The organism is Flagellimonas marina (genome assembly GCF_042651185.1).
In the GTDB taxonomy this organism is placed as follows: Bacteria; Bacteroidota; Bacteroidia; order Flavobacteriales; family Flavobacteriaceae; genus Flagellimonas; species Flagellimonas marina.
This window is the reverse complement of the sequence record NZ_JBHSCL010000004.1, coordinates 522012-541534: the sequence shown is the minus strand read 5'-3', so window position 1 is coordinate 541534 and position 19523 is coordinate 522012. Positions and strand designations below refer to the sequence as shown.

Here is a 19523-nt window from a genome sequence, read left to right as displayed (position 1 = left end):
GAAAAGTGCGTAAAAGAATACGGGCAACCACCCAATTCCCAAACCTTTCTAAAGGGAGTATGTCACTTTGGTTAAAAACCCTACTTTTGGGCAAAATTCCATGGATTTGAAAAGGATTTCTTTTTTCCTTCTGTTCATCACTTTTTTTATGGCCACTGCCCAAGAAGAAACCCAAGGCAGACAAATCAATATTGTCTATGGGGCCAACTTCACCAAAGATGAGGCGCAATTTCCCGGGGCATCCATTTTTCAGAAAGATGATGAGCGGCAGGTGCAATTTGAACATCAAGGAGCTGACCTTTGGTGCGATATCGCTATTTTTTATACCAAAGAGAATCGACTCAAGGCCATAGGCAATATACGCTTGCAACAAGGAGACTCCATTGAGATGAACAGTGGCAAGATGGATTACGATGGAAACACAAAACTGGCAAAGGCTTGGGAAAAGGTATACTTGACTAACGGTCAGATGAGTTTAACAACGGACACTCTCTATTTTGATCGTGAAAAACAGGAATCCTATTACAATTCAGGCGGAAAAGTGGTGGATTCGGCCAATGTACTCACCAGCAAGGTAGGCACCTACTTTATGACCCCAAAAAAGTATCAGTTTCAGCGTAATGTCCATATCGATAATCCTGAGTACACAATAGATTCTGAACAGCTAGATTATTACACAACATCCAAAAATGCGTATATGTACGGTCCTTCCACCATAATTGGGGAAGAGTACAAGATTTATTGTGAGCGTGGCTTTTACGACACAAAAATTGAACAGGGGTACGGCATCAAGAATACCCGCATTGACTACGACAACAAAATCATAAAGGGTGACAGCCTTTATTTTGACAAGCTTACGGAATTTGCATCGGCAACCAACAATATAAAAATTACCGATACCATCAACAATGGTGTCATCAAGGCGCATTATGCCGAGGTTTTTAAGGCCAAAGATTCCGTTTTTGCCACAAAACGAGCAGTTTCCATCAGTTTGGTGGAGCAGGATTCTCTCTACATGCATGGCGACACCCTTATGGTCACTGGTAAAGAAGAGAGTAGAATTTTAAGGGCGTTCCGAAATGCCAAATTTTACAAGACCGATTTGAGCGGAAAGTGCGATTCCATCCACTTTAGTGAAAAAACAGGGATTACCCAATTGATATCGGACCCCATTCTCTGGAATGTCGACAACCAAATTACCGGGGATAGCATCCACCTAATTTCGGACATGGAGACTGAAAAATTGGATTCCCTTAAAGTGATAGAGAATGCCTTCATCATTTCGTTGGACACCATAAGTAACGAAGGATACAATCAGGCCAAAGGGAAGAACCTGCTCGGAAAATTCATTGAAAATGAACTGAAAATCATAGACCTGATTCAAAATACGGAGGTCATATACTACGTATACAACGATGATAATGAATTGGTGGGTATAGATAAGACCATTTGTAGCAAGATTAGGCTGCTCATGGCCAATAATGACATTGAGGACATCACCTTTTTTGTAAATCCCGATGGGGATATTTTCCCGGAAACCGAGCTGCCAGTGGATAGCAGAAAATTGAAGGGTTTTGTTTGGCGCGGAGAGGAGCGTATCATGAGCAAAGACGAAATTTTTGACGAGGACGATAACAATGTTGAACTAGTAACGATTCGGGGAATTGACAACCCCATCGACATTGATGCAGAAGAGAATGAGCGTCAAAATAATGAAAATGACCCCGTTAACACACCAAACACCAAGGCTGTACAGCCCAAAAAGACCCAAGTAAAGAAAGCACAGAGTCCCTAAATGAACAGAGACGACTTTTTCACATATCAAGCCCAGACCACCCCACATCCCTTAGGCTTGGAGATATCCCATGCCAATGGAAGTTATATATACGATACCGAGGGGAAGGCCCATTTAGATTTTGTGGCTGGTGTTTCTGCATGCGGACTGGGGCATAGTCATCCACGAGTGGTCAATGCCATTAAAGAGCAGGTGGACAAGTACATGCACGTTATGGTCTATGGTGAATACGTGCAGCAGCCTGCGGTGAAATTCACCAAGCTTTTGGCTGCACACCTTCCCATAAATTTGGAGACCACCTATCTGGTCAATTCGGGTACAGAAGCTATGGAAGGGGCCCTAAAATTAGCGAGGCGTTATACAGGTCGTTCTGAAATTATTTCCGCCAAAAAGGCCTATCATGGAAATACTATGGGCAGCCTTAGCCTAATGGGATTTGAAGAGCGGAAAAGTATTTTCAGACCTTTGATTCCCGATATTCGGTTTATATCCTTCAATAGGGAAGCGGATTTGCAAAGGATTACGACAAAAACTGCTGCGGTTGTCCTGGAAACCATTCAAGGTGGTGCCGGTTTTATCCTTCCAGAGAATGGATATCTGGAAAAAGTCCGAAAACGTTGTGATGAGGTTGGAGCACTACTTATTTTGGATGAAATTCAACCCGGATTTGGCCGTACTGGGAAACTTTTTGCTTTTGAACATTTCAATTGTGTGCCTGATATTTTGGTGATTGGAAAAGGCATGGCTTCCGGATTGCCCGTTGGAGCATTTGTAGCTTCCAAAGAAATGATGGCCACGCTTCAAAACAGTCCAAAACTGGGCCATATCACCACATTTGGCGGAAATCCAGTGATAGCGGCTGCCAGTCTGGCAACTTTACAGGAAATCACTGAATCACAGCTAATTACAGAGACTTTGGAAAAGGAAAAACTGTTCCGTAAGCTTTTGGTACATCCTTTGATTGATGAAGTACGAGGAAAAGGATTAATGTTGGCCTTATTAATGAAAAACAAAGAAATTGCGGACCATCTCATACTTACAGCGGCCAAGGAAGGCCTCATACTTTTCTGGTTGCTTTTTGAGCCAAAGGCCGTACGAATATCACCACCATTAACGCTTTCCGTGAAAGAAATTGAACAAGGTTGCGACCAAATCATTGCTATTTTAAATCGGTATAAACCTGCTACTGTTAACTAATTTGTTGATAACATACCCCAAAACGGGACTTAAACACCTAAGCAAAGGGTTAATTTTAAGTCCATAGTTAAACCAAACACGTTCCTATGGCGTTAGATTCTAACGAGTATCCTGACAAATCCATAAGTAAATTTGAGTCCATGCTGAAGACGGATGACGTCTACTTCTTTGATGCAGAGGACTTTGAGGAAATCATACACCATTACCTGAACAACGGCAAAATATCCTTGGGCAAAAAGGCCATTCAGATTGGTTTGGAACAACACCCCAATTCTCTGGAATTAAAGCTTTTACAGGTAGAGGTATTGACTTTTGAGGACAAATATGAAGCTGCAGAGCGATTATTGGATGAAATTCAGAACATAGACGCCCACAATGAGGAAATCTATATCCAAAGGGCCAATATCCAGTCCAAAAAAGACAATCACCAAGAGGCCGTAAATCTTCTTTTGGAGGCCTTGCACATCAGCGAGGATAGCTTTGACATCCATTCTCTTTTGGGTATGGAGTACCTTTTTATGGATGATTACGAAAGGGCAAAGCGTAGCTTTATGCGCTGTGTTGAGTTTGATGACAGCGACTATTCGTCCCTTTACAATGTGGTGTACTGCTTCGAGTTTTTGGAGGATTTTGATGGCGCCATTCTTTACTTAAATAATTACTTGGAACGGAATCCATACTGTGAGGTAGCATGGCATCAATTGGGGAAAATGTACTACGCCATGGATTTATTTCCGGAAGCGCTTACTGCTTTTGATTTTGCCATAATCTCAGATGATTCCTTTATTGGCGCCTACTTTGAAAAAGGAAAGGTGCTGGAGAAGTTAGGCCGATACAACGAGGCCATCGAAAATTATGAAACCACTATTTCCATAGAAGATCCCACGTCGCATGCCTTCCTTCGCATAGGAAAATGTCATGAGAAATTAGGTAACTATGACTTGGCCAAATATTATTATTACAACACCGTTCATGAAGATCCACTTTTGGACAAAGGCTGGTTGGCCATTACCAATTTCCATTACAAATTAAAGGACTACGTAAAAGCACTTTACTACATCAACAAAGCCATAAATATTGATGGGGAAAATCCCCTGTATTGGAAAAAGGCGGCCAAAATCTATTTGGCCATGGATAATTTGGATGAAGCGGATTTTGCCTTTAAACAAGCGGTAGATTTGGGAAACTATGAGCTGGACACTTGGCGAAATTGGGCCGAGGTCTTGAAGAGAATAGGAGATTTTGAATCCACCATCCAAGTCTTGATCCAAGGATTGGAGTTCTACCCAGACAATGCGGCACTCACCTATAAGTTGGCTGGAGTTTACCTTAAAAACAGGGACACCAAGCGGGCCAAGGAAAAATTAACGGAGGCCATGAAATTGGATATTGAAAAATTACAACTGTTCGATGAGGAATTCCCTGAGTTCAGCGAAGTAAAATGGTTACAGACATTGGTTTCCCATATTAAACGGACTTCTACGTAACTTTGCATTTCCATACGTACCCGAATCCATGAAAGCACGTCGATTAATTGACTATATTTTTATTACCCTAAAAGGAATGGCCATGGGAGCTGCTGATGTGGTTCCCGGTGTATCAGGAGGCACCATTGCTTTTATTTCGGGTATCTACGAAGAACTTATCACTTCCATCAACAACATTAACCTGTCACTTTTTAAAATCCTAAAAAAAGAAGGACTCAAAGTTGCTTGGGAAAAGGTCAATGGCAATTTCTTAGTGGCACTATTCCTCGGAATATTCATAAGTGTGTTATCCTTGGCTAAATTCCTGAGCTGGCTGCTCGAAAATAAACCCGTACTCCTCTGGTCCTTTTTCTTTGGACTGGTCTTGGCCAGTATTTTTTTCGTTGGAAAGGAGATTACCAAGTGGACCATTGGCACCGTAGTTGTCTTTATTCTAGGTGCCGCAGTGGCATTTTTCATCACGGAGTTACCACCCAACGAAAATGTAGGCAGTCTTCCCTATCTTTTTCTGTCAGGAGCTTTAGCTGTTTGCGCCATGATACTTCCCGGCATATCCGGTGCTTTTATCTTAGTACTTTTAGGGTCTTATAAAACCATTTTGGATGCTGTCCACGAGCGAGACATCAAGATTGTGCTCATCGTAGCGGCCGGAGCTATTTTTGGCCTTTTGAGCTTCGCCCGATTGCTCAAATGGATGTTCAATCACTACAAAAACATAACGTTGGCCTTGCTTACCGGATTCATCCTCGGTTCCTTGAACAAAATATGGCCTTGGAAAAAAGTCTTGGAAACCAAAACATTTGGGGAAAAAACCATAGTAGTGGATGATATGAATGTATGGCCAACTGCCTTTGAGGGGGACAATCAGTTAATCCTTGCCATAATCCTAGCCATGATAGGTTTTTCGCTTATTTTTATCCTGGAAAAAATTGCTTCCAAAAAATAAGAAACTCTATTGGCCACATGCATCAACCAAGATCATTTCTGGATAATTTCTTTTTGGTGATAAAGGGCCTTTGTATGGGTGCGGCCAATAAAGTTCCCGGTGTTTCGGGTGGTATTGTTGCCTTTGTGGGTGGTTTTTATGAAGAATTCATCTACTCCCTACAAAAACTCAATTCCAAAGCAATAAAACTGCTCTTCAATGGACGATTCAAGAGTTTTTACCAATATACCAATGCTCAATTTTTAATATTGCTCATCTTTGGCATGTTGGTGAGTTATTTCAGCGTTTCCCGAATCCTCGATTATTTTTTGGACCGCAATGAGCTATTTGTTTGGGCCACTTTCTTTGGAATGATTTTGGGCTCAATCTACTACATTGGCAAAGATTATGATTCGTGGAACAAGCGGACCATTCCCTTTGGGATTTTGGGATTGATTATTGGTGTATCCATCAGTTTTTTGAGTCCTGCCAGAGAAAATGACAATTTGTTCTTTATTTTTTTCTGTGGTATCATCAGTGTTTCTGGAATGACACTTCCGGGGCTTTCAGGTTCGTTTATTCTGATTTTGTTAGGGAATTATGTGCTGCTTTTGGTTGATTCCGTCAACGCTCTGTATGACACCTTTTCCGAAATCTTTTCGGGTGATTTTAGCTTTGTTGAAAATACTGAACGCGTACAAACTCTAAAAATCCTGGGTATTTTCACGTTGGGCTCCGCCACGGGACTTGTAACTTTCTCACATCTACTGAGCTATGTCCTCAAACACTATAAGGCCACGGCCACAGCGGTCATTTTAGGGTTTATTACAGGCTCATTGGGCGTATTATGGCCTTGGAAACGGACCATGTACAAAATGGACGAAATGGGCAACCCTATTTTGGATTCAAATGGAGATAAAATTGTTCGCAACTATGAGCGTTACTTTCCCGATTTTGGACATGCCGAAACTTGGTGGGCTGTTCTTTTTGTGATTTTGGGAATTTTGGTATTATTGCTACTGGATTGGTATGGGAAAAACAGAAAAGAAAGAAAACAGATACGGGCTGCTCGGTAAAAACATTTCATATTCCTTCTCTCAAGGATATTTTACCAAAAAATTTGAACAACTGGGATTGAACGACCACAGTTATGAAAACTTTGATATACCGGATATTTCTGAATTTAAATCGGTGTTGGCAGAGGCCAATCTCAAAGGTCTCAACGTTACCATTCCCTATAAGCAGGATGTCATCCCCTTCTTGGATGAACTGGATGCAAAGGCGTCCAAAATTGGTGCAGTGAATACCATAAAATTCGTTGACAATGGTCTCAAAGGCTTCAATACAGATGCCTATGGATTTAAGGAAGCTCTCCAGAAATTTCTGAAACCCCATCATAAAAAAGCATTGGTTTTGGGGACTGGGGGAGCCTCAAAAGCCATTTGTTTTGTGCTGGACGAATTGGGCATTGACCGTGCCTACGTCTCCCGAACTCCACAGAAGAATCAATTTACCTACGGAGATCTCACTAAAGAGATTATGGAAGAATACACCGTAATCATCAATTGTACGCCGCTTGGCACCCACCCTAATACTGACAATAAACCAGATGTACCTTATCAACATATTGGAAGTAAGCACCTTCTCTTCGATTTGATCTATAATCCTGAAAAAACTACATTTCTGGCTCTTGGCGAAGCCAATGGCGCCACCATTTCAAATGGATTGGAAATGCTGTTGGGGCAAGCTGAAAAGGCTTGGGAAATTTGGAACACCCCTTAAAAACGGCGACCAATATATCATTTTCACCTGTCTGTACATTAAAAATCCAGCACAAAAGAAGATTCAATACTTTTGTTATTAGGTAATTTAGTTGTTAAATTGGCTATAATTATCATCAATCCAAAGGAAAGGAGACTACTAATGCAGGAAAATGATCATAAACTTCAGCAAGCTGAAGGTGGTACTGAGCAAATATCGGACAACACCAAGACTCCATTGGAAGAAAGCCCCATTTCTGAACCAAACGAGTCCGATGCCGCTGTAGCCGAAAATACGGAAGAAACCAAAACAGAAAACAGCGCCCCGCCCGAATCCAAGGATGAAGCGGATAAAGCTTCCACCAAAGACGAGTCCAACGAAGCCATTGATGAAATAGATGAATCCAACGCAGAGGATGCAGAGGATGCCGATAATGAAAAGCGGCATTACATCCCCATGCTGGACTACCATGCTATGTCCATAGAGAATCTTGTGGGCGAACTACAACGGTTGGTCAAAAATGAAAAAGTACAGGCCATCCATAAGCATGTAAGCTCCATTAAATACGAGTTCGACCAAAAGTTTCAGGAGTTTTTGGAGCACAAAAAAGAAGAGTTTGTATCCAAAGGCGGAAACGAAATAGATTTCAGGTATAATTCGGTTGCCAAAAGACAGTTCAATGAAGTGTACAGTGATTATCGTGAAAAACGGGATCATTACTACAAGCAACTGGAACAAAACCTAAAAAGTAACCTTCAGAATCGACTTCATATCATTGAGCAATTGAAAGGGCTCATCGATGTTGAAGAGGATATCAATACTACATACAAGAATTTTAAGGAGCTTCAAGAAAACTGGAAAAATGCGGGTCCCGTTCCGAGGAGCAGCTATAATGATGTTTGGCGGACCTACCACCACCACATGGAAATCTTTTATGATTTTTTGCACTTGAACCGCGAGCTGCGCGATCTGGACTTTAAACATAATCTTGAAGAGAAACAAAAATTGGTGGAGCGTGCCGAAGCCTTGGCCGATGAGCCCGATTTAGGCAAAGCATTCCGAGAACTCCAGACCCTTCATAAAATCTGGAAGGAAGATATAGGCCCCGTGGCCAAAGAACAGCGGGAAGAAATTTGGGAGCGTTTCAGCAATGCTACCAAGGCCATGCACCAACGTAGACAAGAACATTTTCAAGAACTGGAAAAAGTCTACGAAAAGAATCTGGAGAAAAAACAGGAAATCATTGCCGATATTGCCAAAATTGCAGGGAGTGTTGCCGATAACCATAGAGGAATTCAACAGCAAATCAAGGAGGTAGAGGCTCTACGCGATTCCTTTTTTAAGGCAGGCAAGGTTCCTCAAAAAGTAAATGAAGAAACATGGGGTTCCTTTAAAGAAGTTGTCCGAAAATTTAATCGGAATAAGAATGCCTTCTATAAAAACCAAAAAAAGGAACAGCACAACAATCTTGAAAAGAAAAGAGAATTACTGGAGTTGGCCGTGTCCTTGAAAGATAGTGATGATTGGGCTACCGTTACGCCGCAGATGAAACGTATCCAAAGCGATTGGAAGAAAATAGGCCATGTGCCCCGAAAGTACTCTGATAAAATTTGGCATGAGTTCAAGAATGCATGTAACCACTATTTTGACCGTTTGCACGCTGAAAAGAACGACGCCCATAAAGAAGAGTACGAGAATTTTGAAAAAAAGAACAGTTGTCTGGAACGCTTAAAAGCCTTTCAATTAAGCGGCGATAAAAAGAAAGATTTAGCAGCCATCAAAGAATTTTTGGATGAGTGGAAGCAATACGGACGGATTCCGTACAACAAAAAACACATTAATGGCAAGTTCAACAAAATCATTGATGCCCTGTTCAAAAAAGTTGGTGTAAGCAAGCAAGAATCCGAATTGCTCAAATACGGCAACAAGGTTCAAGAACTTGCCAAAACAGAAGACAACCGCGCCATTGGGAACGAAAGGGTCTTTATTCGAAGGAAAATCAACGACAGTAAGTCGGAGATACGTCAATTGGAAAACAATTTGCAGTTCTTCTCGGATGACTCTGAGGACAATCCATTGGTCAAGGAGGTGATCAATAACATCAATAAACAGAAAGAGGCCCTTCAAACATGGAAGGAAAAACTCAAGAAACTGAATATCCTCGAAAACAAACTAAATAGAGAAGCTGAGGAGGATGGCAGCTCTGAAGAAGAATAAACCAACTTCCTTACCACTTGCGGATTTCCGTTTTCTGTTTCTCTTGAGCATTCAAATGTAAATGGATTCCAAAATGACAGCTACCGGAAAATATTATCGAATCGCCTTCGGACTAGCTGTTTTCACCATTATATACAACATTCTGGAAGGATTGATTTCCACCTACCTTGGATTTGAAGACGAAAGTTTGGCCCTGTTCGGGTTCGGTGCGGATAGTTTTATTGAGGTCATTTCTGGCCTCGGGATTGCCCATATGATTGTACGCATCCAAAGACGACCCGATAGCAATCGAGATAACTTTGAGCAAACCGCTTTAAGAATCACCGGCTTTGCATTTTACGCTTTGGTAGTTGCCTTGGTAGCTACAAGCCTTTACAATATATGGACAGGACACAAGCCACTGGCCACATTTTGGGGCGTGGTCATTTCCATAATTTCCATTTTGGTGATGTGGGCTTTAGTCATGGGAAAAAGAAAGATAGGTAAAGAACTGGACTCCGCCCCTATTCTTGCCGATGCCAATTGTACACTGGTCTGTGTATATATGTCCATAATTCTATTGGTAAGCAGCGGCATCTATGAACTTTGGGGCATTGGCTATATTGATAGTATTGGCACCCTAGCCCTTTCCTATTTTGCCTTTCATGAGGGAAAAGAGTGTTTTGAAAAAGCCAATAGCGAGAAATATTGCGGCTGTGAGTAAGAGCAAGAAGAATTTCACTACCAATACCAAATAGTAGAGTACAATGAACCATGTTGACCAAAAAATAGCAGAACATTATCACAAAGACGGCTTGTTTGAAGAAATTTTGACCCGTCTTGAAAAACAAAATCTGGATATAACCCAAATAAAGCGCGAAGATATAGCAGGTGTTGATGAATTTCATGTGCGAGGCGCTACAGTTTCCAAAGAACTGGCGAAAACCATTCCCATTGAAGGTAAAACGATACTTGACATGGGCAGTGGTATTGGAGGGCCATGCCGAATGCTCGCTGACGAATACAACTGTACGGCCACTGGAATTGATTTAAGCCCAGAATTTGTTCGTACGGCCAATGCACTTTCCAAACTGGTGGGATTAGAAGACAAAACCTTTTTTGTGCAGGGAAGTGCCATGGACCTTCCTTTTGAGGGCAATTCCTTTGATGTAGTCTGGACACAACATGTTCAAATGAACATTCCTGACAAGAATGCCTTTTATAGTGAAGCTCACAGGGTTTTAAAACCCGGAGGTCATTTTTTGTATTATGACATCTTTCGAAAAAATGATGGAAATGTTTTGTACCCCATGCCATGGGCCTCACAAGAACCCATGAGTTTTCTCATAAAAAATAATGAGATGGCCCAAATTGTTGAAGGCTTAGGGTTGAAATCCATCTCTAAACAAGATCAGACTACAGCAGGGATTGATTTTTTTAAATTATTATTGGCCAAAGTCAAAGCATCCGGACCACCCAAATTAGGGTTGAATGTGCTGATGGGCGACTCCACGATTCCAAAACTCACCAATTTATTGGCCCATTTAGAAAAAGGACTATTGATGCTGGAGAGTGGAGTTTACCAAAAGTAAATCCTACTTGGCCACGTTCACGGAACGGGTCTCACGAATTACAGTAACTTTTACTTGACCGGGGTAGGTCATATCAGTTTGTATTTTTTGTGAAATCTCAAAAGAAAGCTCCGCAGCTTTGTCGTCACTCACCTTTTCACTTTCCACAATCACACGAAGCTCTCTACCTGCCTGAATAGCATACGCTTTTTGAACCCCGTTGAACCCAAAGGCAATATCTTCCAAATCCTTCAGTCTTTGAATGTAGGAATCCAAGACTTGTCTTCTTGCTCCGGGACGTGCACCACTGATAGCATCACATACTTGAACAATGGGTGAAATCAAGGTGGTCATTTCTATTTCATCATGGTGGGCTCCAATGGCATTGCAGACCTCGGCCTTTTCACCATATTTTTGTGCCCATTGCATTCCTAAAATGGCGTGGGGGGTTTCAACCTCAACCTCGGCCATGGGTACTTTTCCAATGTCGTGCAGCAATCCGGCGCGCTTGGCCAATTTTGGATTCAGCCCTAATTCGGCGGCCATCACACCACAGAGTTTGGCCACTTCGCGAGAGTGTTGCAATAAGTTTTGTCCATAAGAGGAGCGATATTTCATTCGTCCCACAGCTTTGATCAATTCTGGATGCAATCCATGGATGCCCAAATCGATGACGGTACGTTTTCCGATTTCGGCAATCTCCTCATTGATTTGTTTTTCGGTCTTTTTTACAATTTCTTCAATTCGCGCAGGATGGATTCGCCCATCGGTCACCAAGCGGTGCAAGGAAAGTCGGGCCACTTCTCTTCGAACTGAATCAAAACAAGAAAGAATAATGGCTTCTGGGGTATCATCTACAATAATCTCAACACCAGTGGCAGATTCAAGGGCGCGAATGTTTCGTCCTTCGCGACCAATGATACGTCCTTTTACGTCGTCAGATTCCAAATTGAACACAGAAACGCAATTTTCAACGGCTTCTTCGGTTCCGATGCGCTGAATGGTATTGATCACAATCTTGCGTGCCTCCTGTTGAGCGGTAAGCTTTGCTTCCTCCAGCGTGCTCTGCATGTAGGCCATTGCATCTGTTTTTGCCGTTTCTTTCAAAGATTCAAGCAACTGACTCTTGGCATCTTCGGCGGACAGTCCAGATATAACCTCCAATTGTTGTACTTGACTTTTATGTAGTTTTTCAACTTCGGATTGTTTCTTGTCAAGGATTTCACTTTTGTAATTGACCTCCTTGATTTGCTGCTCCAACTGATCGTTAAGCTTTTTGTTTTTGGCCAGTTCGCTGCTCACTTGGGACTCTTTATCTCTAGTGCGTTTTTCGGCCTCGCCTATCTTTTTATCCTTATTGATGATAACCTTTTCATGTTCCGCCTTCAGCTCCAAGAATTTTTCCTTGGCTTGAAATATCTTGTCTTTCTTAATGCTCTCCCCTTCCTTCTTTGCTTCATTTATAATGCTCGCTGCTTCTTTTTTGGCATTTGCAATGGTCTTTGTAGCCTTTCCCTTCTCCATCATCTTGGCTATTGCAAATCCTATCGCTAATCCTACAACAGCTGCTACGACAATTACTATGATAGTATCCATGTTGAATTATATTTGGTTATAAAAAAAGCCCACATTGATTGAAGTTTTGTACAAACTCCTAATTACAGGTTTAGGGCTAACAAGCTGCTCAAGGATCCCTATACATGTAGGGCCTGCTTTTACAACTTAAACTCACCCTTTCTAATTGTTATAGTGTTGAGTTTGTCAAAAAATAATTACCAATGTGGGCAGTAACAATAATTTTATTTAAAAGAACTTATTCCCCGAGTTTGGAATGTACCAAATCGTCCAACGCCTTTAGGCGATCGAAAGCAGCTTTGGCACCTTCCGTGCGGTCTATACCGCCTTGCTCAATTTTAGAGGCAAACTGAAGGGCACACATGGCCAGAACATCCTGTTTGTCCCTAACCGCATAGTTTTGCTCAAATTTTTTGGCCAGATTTTCAATGTTCTTGGCCGCTTTACGCAATCCTTCTTCCTGCTTTGGGTCTATCGTCAACGGATACACCCTGTCAGCAATGGAAAGCTTTATTTTGAGCTTCTCATCCATAATTTCGGTCAGTCTAATCCGCTAATTTGGCTATACAAATATCCAATTCACGAATTAGTGTATTTATTTTGAGCTTAGCTTCTGTTTTGCTAGTATTACCACCCAGCATTGAGCTTGCCATTTTTAAGGAATTGTACTTTTCTTCCCATTCCAACACGGCGTTCTGCTGAACTTTGTTCTCCTCTTTGGCGAGGTTCAATTCTTCCTTTAACTTGGCATTGGCCTGATGCATCAATTCCATTTTGTGCAGCAGTTTGCTAACCTTGTTCTCCAGAGAATCAACAATCTCAACTAGTTCGCCCATAATTGCAAACATCAATGCGTATGATACAAAGTTAACCATCCTTGGGTAACCTCGCAATAGTTTTCGTATATATTCTTAAAGTCTTGGTTTAAGTTCTGTAACGTATCTTAAATCTCTTTTTACAAATAAAAACATTGGTTATTTTCGTAAACCATAACAGAATTGACTATGCGCCGTACTATTTTTGGAGTTATTTTTTTAATGGTTTTTAAGCTTTCTGCCCAAGAAAAATATCCCCAAGGCGTGTTTCAACCCCCATTGGATATTCCACTGGTACTGGCCGGTACTTTTGGTGAACTGCGTTCTAATCATTTTCATGCTGGAATGGACATAAAAACCCAGCAAAGGGAAGGGTTGCCCGTTTACGCCATTGCAGACGGGACCGTTACCCGGATAAAAATTTCTCACTGGGGCTATGGTAAGGCGTTGTACGTAGCGCACCCCAATGGCTACACTTCGGTGTATGCCCACCTTAGAAAGTTTGGTCCCGAAATAGAGGAGTACATCAAAAAAATACAATACACCAAACAGTCTTATGAAGTGGAGGCTTTTCCCGATTATGGAGAATTAAAAGTGGCAAAGGGCAGTATCATTGCATACACTGGAAATTCTGGCAGCTCAGCAGGCCCCCATCTCCATTTTGAAATCAGAAGCAGTGTGACCGAAAAACCTACCAACCCCCTGCTCTATGGCTATGATGTTAGGGATGCCACCAATCCAACCCTACTCGGGTTATATGGATATCCGTTGTCCGAAGATGCAGTGGTGAACCAAAGCGCTAAAATGATACAGCTCAACTTCACCCGTCAACCCGATGGTTCGTTTTTGGCTGATAAGGTCAATGCGGTAGGGACCATCGGATTCGGAATCAATAGTTTTGACCGTTTGGACATGGCCGCCAATAAAAATGGGGTGTATTCGGTGAAGCAAACGGTGAATGGCAGGGTATACACCGAATTTGATTTTGAAACATTCTCATTTGGGGAGACCCGCTACATCAATACCCTGATTGATTATGGTTATTTTGGAAAATATAGGGAGCGTATCCAAAAATGTTTTAAGGAGCCTTACAATTTCTTGGGCATCTATAAAGAACTCTATAATAATGGTAAAATAGATGTGGAAGAGGGTATGTCCTACTCCGTTGAGATTCTTATCTCGGACATCGCAGGAAACGAAACCAAATTGGTCATTCCCGTGGAGGGTAAGCGGGAAATTCCAAAAATCAAAAAAGAAGAAGCAACAACAGAAAATTTTATCATCGCCAGCAAACCCAATAATTTTGATTTAGGGGCTGCCAAAGTGTATTTTCCTGCCAATACGTTTTATGAAGATTTTTATATCAACCTAAAGAAAGGCAAGGACACGGTTACCATCCATGACAATAGCGTGCCAGCGCACCGAAACTTTACAATCAGTTTTGACCCCTCGCAATATCCCTTGGAAGAAAGAAAACAATTGTTCATCGCTAGGCTGGACGACCGCCTTAGGCCCTCCTATGCCACCACCTATAAAAGGGATGGGGCCTTTACCACCCGAACCCGGAACCTTGGGGTCTATACCTTGGCAAGGGACAGTGTTGCCCCTACCATAACCCCTAAAAACTTCAAAGAGAAGCAATGGCTGAGCAATTACAGCTATTTGAGCTTGGAGATATCAGACGATTTAAGTGGAATTGACACCTATAGAGCCACATTGAACGGAAAATGGATTCTAATGGAGTACGAGCCCAAGACCAATACCATCACTTATAATTTTGATGATAATATCGTAGATGAAGCACAATGCGAGCTTGAAGTCATCGTTACAGACAATGTAGGCAACAGTAGTACTTTTACCAGTACCTTTTTTAGAAAATAACCTATTGATCCAGTCAAAGCCCATAAACCTTTTCATTTTACTGCTATGGGCTACCGTTCTTCAGGGTCAGACCGCGACTGTTCTGGGGACCATTCTAGATGAAAACAACGAACCCATCGCCAACGTCAATATTTCTTCAGAGAATTTGGGAACGGTTTCGGATGAAAATGGCAATTATGTCCTGGAACTTGTGGCCGATGTTCCCAACACCATCAGCTTTTCCCATATTGGCCATGCCGATGTGGTCTTACAAAACTTGATATTGACCTCAAACGAAACCTTTGAGTTCAACCCGGTGATGAAAACGGATGCCATTCAAATTGCGGGGGTGGATGTTTCGGCAACTGGAAGAAAAAGCGTTGACGGGATTACTACGATCCCTCCAGAAATAGCCCGAAAAATCCCAGGGGCCAATGCAGGAGTGGAAAACATTTTAAAGTTGTTGCCGGGGGTTTCCTTCAACAATGAGTTGAGTACCCAATACAATGTCCGTGGTGGCAATTTTGATGAAAACTTGGTGTATGTCAATGGTATTGAAGTCTATCGCTCGTTTCTGATTCGGTCTGCCCAGCAGGAAGGGTTGAGTTTTGTGAACAGCGACTTGATTTCTGACTTACAATTCTCAGCAGGAGGGTTTCAAGCCAAATATGGTGACAAACTATCCTCGGTTTTGGACATTACCTACAAGACCCCTACCTCATTTGAGTTGCGGGCAGATGGAAGTTTGTTAGGTGCCAGTGGAAGCCTGGAAACCATTTCCAAGAACAAAAAATTCACCAGTATTTCCGGCGCACGATACCGAAATAATGGCCTTTTCTTAAACAGTTTGCAGACCCAGGGCAATTTCAACCCCAGATTTTTGGACATTCAAAGTCATCTCACCTACCGGTTTTCAGAAAAGTTCCATCTTAACTTTCTTCGGACATTCTCAATTAACGATTACACCAATGAGCCCTTGACGCGTCAAACTAATTTTGGCACCTTGAATGATCCTAGGGCACTTTTGGTCTTCTATCAAGGACGGGAACGAAACAAATACACCAACACATTGGGTGCATTAAAGGCCGATTTATTTCCCAACGACCATACAAAGCTTGAGTTCATTGCATCAACCTACCATACCCAAGAACAAGAATATTCTGATGTAATTGCCTCTTATGAGCTGGGAGAAGTAGATACCAATCTTGGCAGTGAAACCTTGGGCGAAGTGGTTAACCCACGGGGTATCGGTTCACAATTCAACCGCGCAAGAAACCAATTGGACGCTTTAATTTTCAATGTTTCCCATAGGGGCAAAGTTGCCAAAAAGGGAAAGGTATTGGAATGGGGGGCAAAATTCACCCATGAGGATATCAATGATCGCTTTCGCGAATCTGAATTCATCGACTCGGCCGGTTATATCATCCGTCCACCAAATTCAGAATTGGTAAACAATCAGCCGGAAGAACCCTTTACCGGGGATATTTTACCCTATGAAAGTGTTCAAGCCATCAACGATGCCCAAACCAATAGATTATCCGGTTTTTTGCAATATGCCAAGCACACCAAATGGGGCGAACACGATATCTATTTTAATTTGGGAATGAGGGCGCACCATTGGGTGTTAAAAGGAGATGGGTTTGAGAAAAATGCCCAAACCCTATTTAGTCCAAGGGGACAATTTTCCATTAAACCCAACTGGAAAAATGATATGCTGTTCCGTTTGGCCATTGGAAGTTACCAACAACCTCCATTTTATAGGGAGCTTCGTGACAGCAATGGCAACATCAACCCGAATGTAGAGGCGCAAAAATCAACCCATTATGTATTGGGAAGCGAATATAGTTTTACGCTTTGGGACAGGCCGTTTACGCTTATCAGCGAAGCGTATTACAAAGATATGACCAACGTGAATCCCTATACCGTTGAAGATGTCCGTATTCGGTATGCCGCCCAAAACAACGCCACGGCCTATGCGCTTGGCTTTGATTTTAGATTAACCGGGGCTTTTGTGCCCGGCACACAGTCATGGGTTAGCTTGGGCTACCTTAAAACAGAGGAAAACTGGGACAATCGCGGAAATATTTCAAGACCAACCGACCAACGCTTTAAGTTTGCCGTACTTTTTCAGGATTATGTGCCCAGCATACCCAACGTTAGGCTTTACCTAAACCTAGTATACAACACAGGGGTACCAGGCGGAAGTCCCAATTACGCAGACCCCTATAATTTTCAGAATAGATTAAGAGATTATAGAAGGGCCGATATGGGAATTTCCTATATTTTTGCAGACGAAAAAAATAAACACCCCAAGGGACATTGGCTCCACAGGTTCAAGGAATTCAGTGTTGGTTTTGAAATTTTTAATATGTTCAACAACCAGAATTCCATTACCAATACATGGGTGCGGGATGTAGATACCCAAACCCAGTTTGCCGTGCCCAACTTTTTAACAGGGCGTATTCTCAATGTAAAGTTTGGAGTGCGTTTTTAAATAAAATCCATGAAGAAAGTCGTTTCCATGATTGTGTTTTTGACCGTTGCCTTGGTATCGGCCCAGAAAAACATTTATGAGAACAGAAAGTTTGATGAGCTTACCGATGAGCATGAAGTGTTGGCCATTATGCCCTTTATTGCCCATTTGGAACTGAAAGAGGTGGTTGACCGTGATGAGTTGCGCGTGTTGGCCGAACGCGAAGGATACGCCGTTCAGAACGCATTGGAAACTTATTTTTCAAAGCGGAAGAAGCGCAAAAAGTTCAATGTGGACTTCCAGAACATTGTAAACACCAATGCCATTCTGGCCCAAAACAATATCACCTACGATAATATCGATATCCACACCACCCAAGAGTTGTGCAAGATTCTTGATGTTGACGGAATCATTAGTGGGAACCTCAACCTGAACATTCTACTTTCTGAAGGTGTTCCCACGGATTTCAACCTGCTCGATTATTTTAGTGGGGATGCCAACTACGGGCGAATTGGTGTGAAAATCAGTGATGGTGAAACGGGAAAATTGCTGTGGAAATACGAAAACGAAATCTCCAAAAAAACCGGCAAAAACACCAACGAACTCATCGATAAAATGATGAAAACGGCTTCCCGTAAATTTCCCTACGACAAGGAGAAAAAACGAAAGAACAAGGACGGATAATTTAGCTTTCGGCAAATTCCTTGAGCACCTGAACGGTATAGTCCAGTTCTTCCTTGGTATTGAACATGGAGAATGAAAAGCGCAAAGAAGGTTTTTCCAACTCCTCTTCTGGCAGTATTTCCGTAAGCACATGAGATCCCAAATTGCTTCCGGATTGACATGCACTTCCTTTGGAACAGGCAATGCCCTTCATATCCAAATGAAACAAGAGCATCAATCCTTTTTGCTTATCAAAAGGTAAGCGCACATTGACCAACGTATAGGTGCTTTTCTCTAAATCCGCAGAAAGTCCATTGAAAACCGCACCTGGAATTTCTTGCTTTACCTTTTCGATGAAATAGTGCTTCAATTCCTTAATAGTTTTAATCTCTTCATCTAGATGTTCATAAGCTTGCACAAAAGCTTCCTCCAATCCAACAATATTATGGAAAGGTTCCGTACCGGCCCTAAAACCACGCTCTTGAGAGCCTCCAAAAATCAAGGGTTTCAAACCAGAGTTTTTACGGATAAAAGCAAACCCAATACCTTTTGGACCATGGAATTTGTGTGCAGCCGCCGTCATAAAATCTACCGGTACGGTTTGTACATCCCAAGGGTAATGTCCAATGGATTGCACTGTATCTGAGTGAAAAAGTGCTCCATGTTCATGACATAGCTTTCCAATGGATTTAATATCGATGATATTCCCTATCTCATTGTTCACATGCATTAAACTGACCAGTTTTTTAGAATCATCTTTGGTCAACAAGGTTTGCAAATGATTCAAGTCAGGGTTTCCATCTGCATCCAGCCCCACAAACTTGAGCGAAATGCCATATTCCTTTTCCAATTCTTCTGCCGTATGCAGCACGGCATGGTGTTCAATTTTGGAAGTAATCAAGGTTTTCACACCCAAATCACGAACCGCACAACGTAAAATCATGTTGTCCGCCTCGGTTCCACCGGAGGTGAAAATAATTTCTGATGGTTGTGCATTCAAGGTTTTGGCAATGGTTTTTCTTGCTTTTTCCACTGCGGTCTTTGCTGACCTTCCAAAACTATGGGTAGAGGATGGATTTCCGTAGTACAAAGCCAGGGCCTCTTGCATTTTTGCAATGACTTCATCCCTTACCTGTGTGGTTGCCGCATTGTCCAGATACACTTTTTGCATGGGCTGCAGTTGTTTTTTGAGGGTTCAAAAATAC

General features: G+C 42.1%; 16 protein-coding genes and 1 other RNA gene. 12 read left to right on the top strand and 5 right to left on the bottom strand.

What is annotated here, in order from left to right:
- The first annotated feature begins 100 nt into the window (after window positions 1-100).
- The 9 genes from ACFOWS_RS05995 to ACFOWS_RS05955 all read left to right on the top strand — a co-directional run bounded on the left by ACFOWS_RS05995 (window position 101) and on the right by ACFOWS_RS05955 (window position 10953).
- Window positions 101-1795 (top strand): OstA-like protein, encoded by a 1695-nt coding sequence (locus tag ACFOWS_RS05995; RefSeq protein WP_379763039.1) that lies wholly within the window; start codon window positions 101-103, stop codon window positions 1793-1795.
- Window positions 1796-2992, top strand: a complete 1197-nt coding sequence (locus ACFOWS_RS05990) for an aspartate aminotransferase family protein (protein ID WP_379763038.1) — start codon at window positions 1796-1798, stop codon at window positions 2990-2992. It abuts the gene before it with no gap.
- An 86-nt stretch (window positions 2993-3078) separates the two neighbouring features.
- On the top strand, window positions 3079-4479 hold the full coding sequence (locus tag ACFOWS_RS05985) for a tetratricopeptide repeat protein (protein ID WP_379763037.1): 1401 nt from the start codon (window positions 3079-3081) through the stop codon (window positions 4477-4479).
- A gap of 28 nt (window positions 4480-4507) precedes the next feature.
- Complete coding sequence (locus ACFOWS_RS05980; protein WP_379763036.1) at window positions 4508-5425, top strand: DUF368 domain-containing protein; 918 nt, start codon at window positions 4508-4510, stop codon at window positions 5423-5425.
- A gap of 17 nt (window positions 5426-5442) precedes the next feature.
- The gene (locus tag ACFOWS_RS05975) at window positions 5443-6480 is read left to right on the top strand and encodes a DUF368 domain-containing protein (protein WP_379763035.1); all 1038 of its coding nucleotides are present in this window, start codon (window positions 5443-5445) and stop codon (window positions 6478-6480) included.
- Window positions 6434-7186: a shikimate dehydrogenase family protein gene (locus tag ACFOWS_RS05970; RefSeq protein WP_379763034.1), complete on the top strand. Its 753-nt coding sequence runs from the start codon at window positions 6434-6436 to the stop codon at window positions 7184-7186. The genes ACFOWS_RS05975 and ACFOWS_RS05970 overlap by 47 nt, the downstream gene beginning before the upstream one ends.
- Before the next feature lie 141 nt (window positions 7187-7327).
- On the top strand, window positions 7328-9382 hold the full coding sequence (locus tag ACFOWS_RS05965) for a DUF349 domain-containing protein (RefSeq protein ID WP_379763033.1): 2055 nt from the start codon (window positions 7328-7330) through the stop codon (window positions 9380-9382).
- Window positions 9383-9455: 73 nt separating this feature from the next.
- Window positions 9456-10085 carry a cation transporter gene (locus tag ACFOWS_RS05960; RefSeq protein WP_379763032.1) on the top strand — a complete coding sequence of 210 codons (630 nt, stop codon included), beginning with the start codon at window positions 9456-9458 and terminating at the stop codon, window positions 10083-10085.
- A 43-nt stretch (window positions 10086-10128) separates the two neighbouring features.
- On the top strand, window positions 10129-10953 hold the full coding sequence (locus ACFOWS_RS05955) for a class I SAM-dependent methyltransferase (protein WP_379763031.1): 825 nt from the start codon (window positions 10129-10131) through the stop codon (window positions 10951-10953).
- Between the two features lie 3 nt (window positions 10954-10956).
- Here the strand turns inward: ACFOWS_RS05955 and rny are convergent, their stop codons facing one another.
- The 4 genes from rny to ACFOWS_RS05935 form a co-directional block, all read right to left on the bottom strand.
- Window positions 10957-12528 (bottom strand): ribonuclease Y, encoded by a 1572-nt coding sequence (gene rny / locus ACFOWS_RS05950; RefSeq protein ID WP_379763030.1) that lies wholly within the window; start codon window positions 12526-12528, stop codon window positions 10957-10959.
- 52 nt (window positions 12529-12580) lie between these two features.
- A non-coding RNA gene (ssrS, locus tag ACFOWS_RS05945) (6S RNA) lies at window positions 12581-12690 on the bottom strand.
- 55 nt (window positions 12691-12745) lie between these two features.
- Complete coding sequence (locus ACFOWS_RS05940; RefSeq protein WP_366587875.1) at window positions 12746-13039, bottom strand: cell division protein ZapA; 294 nt, start codon at window positions 13037-13039, stop codon at window positions 12746-12748.
- A gap of 13 nt (window positions 13040-13052) precedes the next feature.
- A complete protein-coding gene (locus ACFOWS_RS05935) occupies window positions 13053-13343 on the bottom strand; it encodes a hypothetical protein (RefSeq protein ID WP_366587873.1) in 291 nt (96 codons plus the stop codon).
- Window positions 13344-13511: 168 nt separating this feature from the next.
- Here ACFOWS_RS05935 and ACFOWS_RS05930 point away from each other — a divergent pair, with 168 nt between their 5' ends.
- Genes ACFOWS_RS05930 through ACFOWS_RS05920 form a run of 3 tightly spaced genes read left to right on the top strand, consistent with a single transcriptional unit; the run spans window position 13512 to window position 18339 of the window.
- On the top strand, window positions 13512-15203 hold the full coding sequence (locus tag ACFOWS_RS05930) for a M23 family metallopeptidase (protein ID WP_379763029.1): 1692 nt from the start codon (window positions 13512-13514) through the stop codon (window positions 15201-15203).
- Window positions 15204-15210: 7 nt separating this feature from the next.
- Complete coding sequence (locus ACFOWS_RS05925; protein WP_379764486.1) at window positions 15211-17676, top strand: TonB-dependent receptor; 2466 nt, start codon at window positions 15211-15213, stop codon at window positions 17674-17676.
- 9 nt (window positions 17677-17685) lie between these two features.
- The gene (locus tag ACFOWS_RS05920) at window positions 17686-18339 is read left to right on the top strand and encodes a hypothetical protein (RefSeq protein ID WP_379763028.1); all 654 of its coding nucleotides are present in this window, start codon (window positions 17686-17688) and stop codon (window positions 18337-18339) included.
- Window position 18340: 1 nt separating this feature from the next.
- Here the strand turns inward: ACFOWS_RS05920 and ACFOWS_RS05915 are convergent, their stop codons facing one another.
- A complete protein-coding gene (locus tag ACFOWS_RS05915) occupies window positions 18341-19489 on the bottom strand; it encodes a cysteine desulfurase family protein (protein ID WP_379763027.1) in 1149 nt (382 codons plus the stop codon).
- Between the last annotated feature and the right edge of the window lie 34 nt (window positions 19490-19523).

Bases quoted from the DNA above. Each gene is read 5' to 3' on its own strand.
- ACFOWS_RS05995 (WP_379763039.1), top strand. From the start codon at position 101: ATGGATTTGAAAAGGATTTCTTTTTTCCTTCTGTTCATCACTTTTTTT.
- ACFOWS_RS05990 (WP_379763038.1), top strand. From the start codon at position 1,796: ATGAACAGAGACGACTTTTTCACATATCAAGCCCAGACCACCCCACAT.
- ACFOWS_RS05985 (WP_379763037.1), top strand. From the start codon at position 3,079: ATGGCGTTAGATTCTAACGAGTATCCTGACAAATCCATAAGTAAATTT.
- ACFOWS_RS05980 (WP_379763036.1), top strand. From the start codon at position 4,508: ATGAAAGCACGTCGATTAATTGACTATATTTTTATTACCCTAAAAGGA.
- ACFOWS_RS05975 (WP_379763035.1), top strand. From the start codon at position 5,443: ATGCATCAACCAAGATCATTTCTGGATAATTTCTTTTTGGTGATAAAG.
- ACFOWS_RS05970 (WP_379763034.1), top strand. From the start codon at position 6,434: ATGGGAAAAACAGAAAAGAAAGAAAACAGATACGGGCTGCTCGGTAAA.
- ACFOWS_RS05965 (WP_379763033.1), top strand. From the start codon at position 7,328: ATGCAGGAAAATGATCATAAACTTCAGCAAGCTGAAGGTGGTACTGAG.
- ACFOWS_RS05960 (WP_379763032.1), top strand. From the start codon at position 9,456: ATGACAGCTACCGGAAAATATTATCGAATCGCCTTCGGACTAGCTGTT.
- ACFOWS_RS05955 (WP_379763031.1), top strand. From the start codon at position 10,129: ATGAACCATGTTGACCAAAAAATAGCAGAACATTATCACAAAGACGGC.
- rny (WP_379763030.1), bottom strand. From the start codon at position 12,528: ATGGATACTATCATAGTAATTGTCGTAGCAGCTGTTGTAGGATTAGCG.
- ACFOWS_RS05940 (WP_366587875.1), bottom strand. From the start codon at position 13,039: ATGGATGAGAAGCTCAAAATAAAGCTTTCCATTGCTGACAGGGTGTAT.
- ACFOWS_RS05935 (WP_366587873.1), bottom strand. From the start codon at position 13,343: ATGGGCGAACTAGTTGAGATTGTTGATTCTCTGGAGAACAAGGTTAGC.
- ACFOWS_RS05930 (WP_379763029.1), top strand. From the start codon at position 13,512: ATGCGCCGTACTATTTTTGGAGTTATTTTTTTAATGGTTTTTAAGCTT.
- ACFOWS_RS05920 (WP_379763028.1), top strand. From the start codon at position 17,686: ATGAAGAAAGTCGTTTCCATGATTGTGTTTTTGACCGTTGCCTTGGTA.
- ACFOWS_RS05915 (WP_379763027.1), bottom strand. From the start codon at position 19,489: ATGCAAAAAGTGTATCTGGACAATGCGGCAACCACACAGGTAAGGGAT.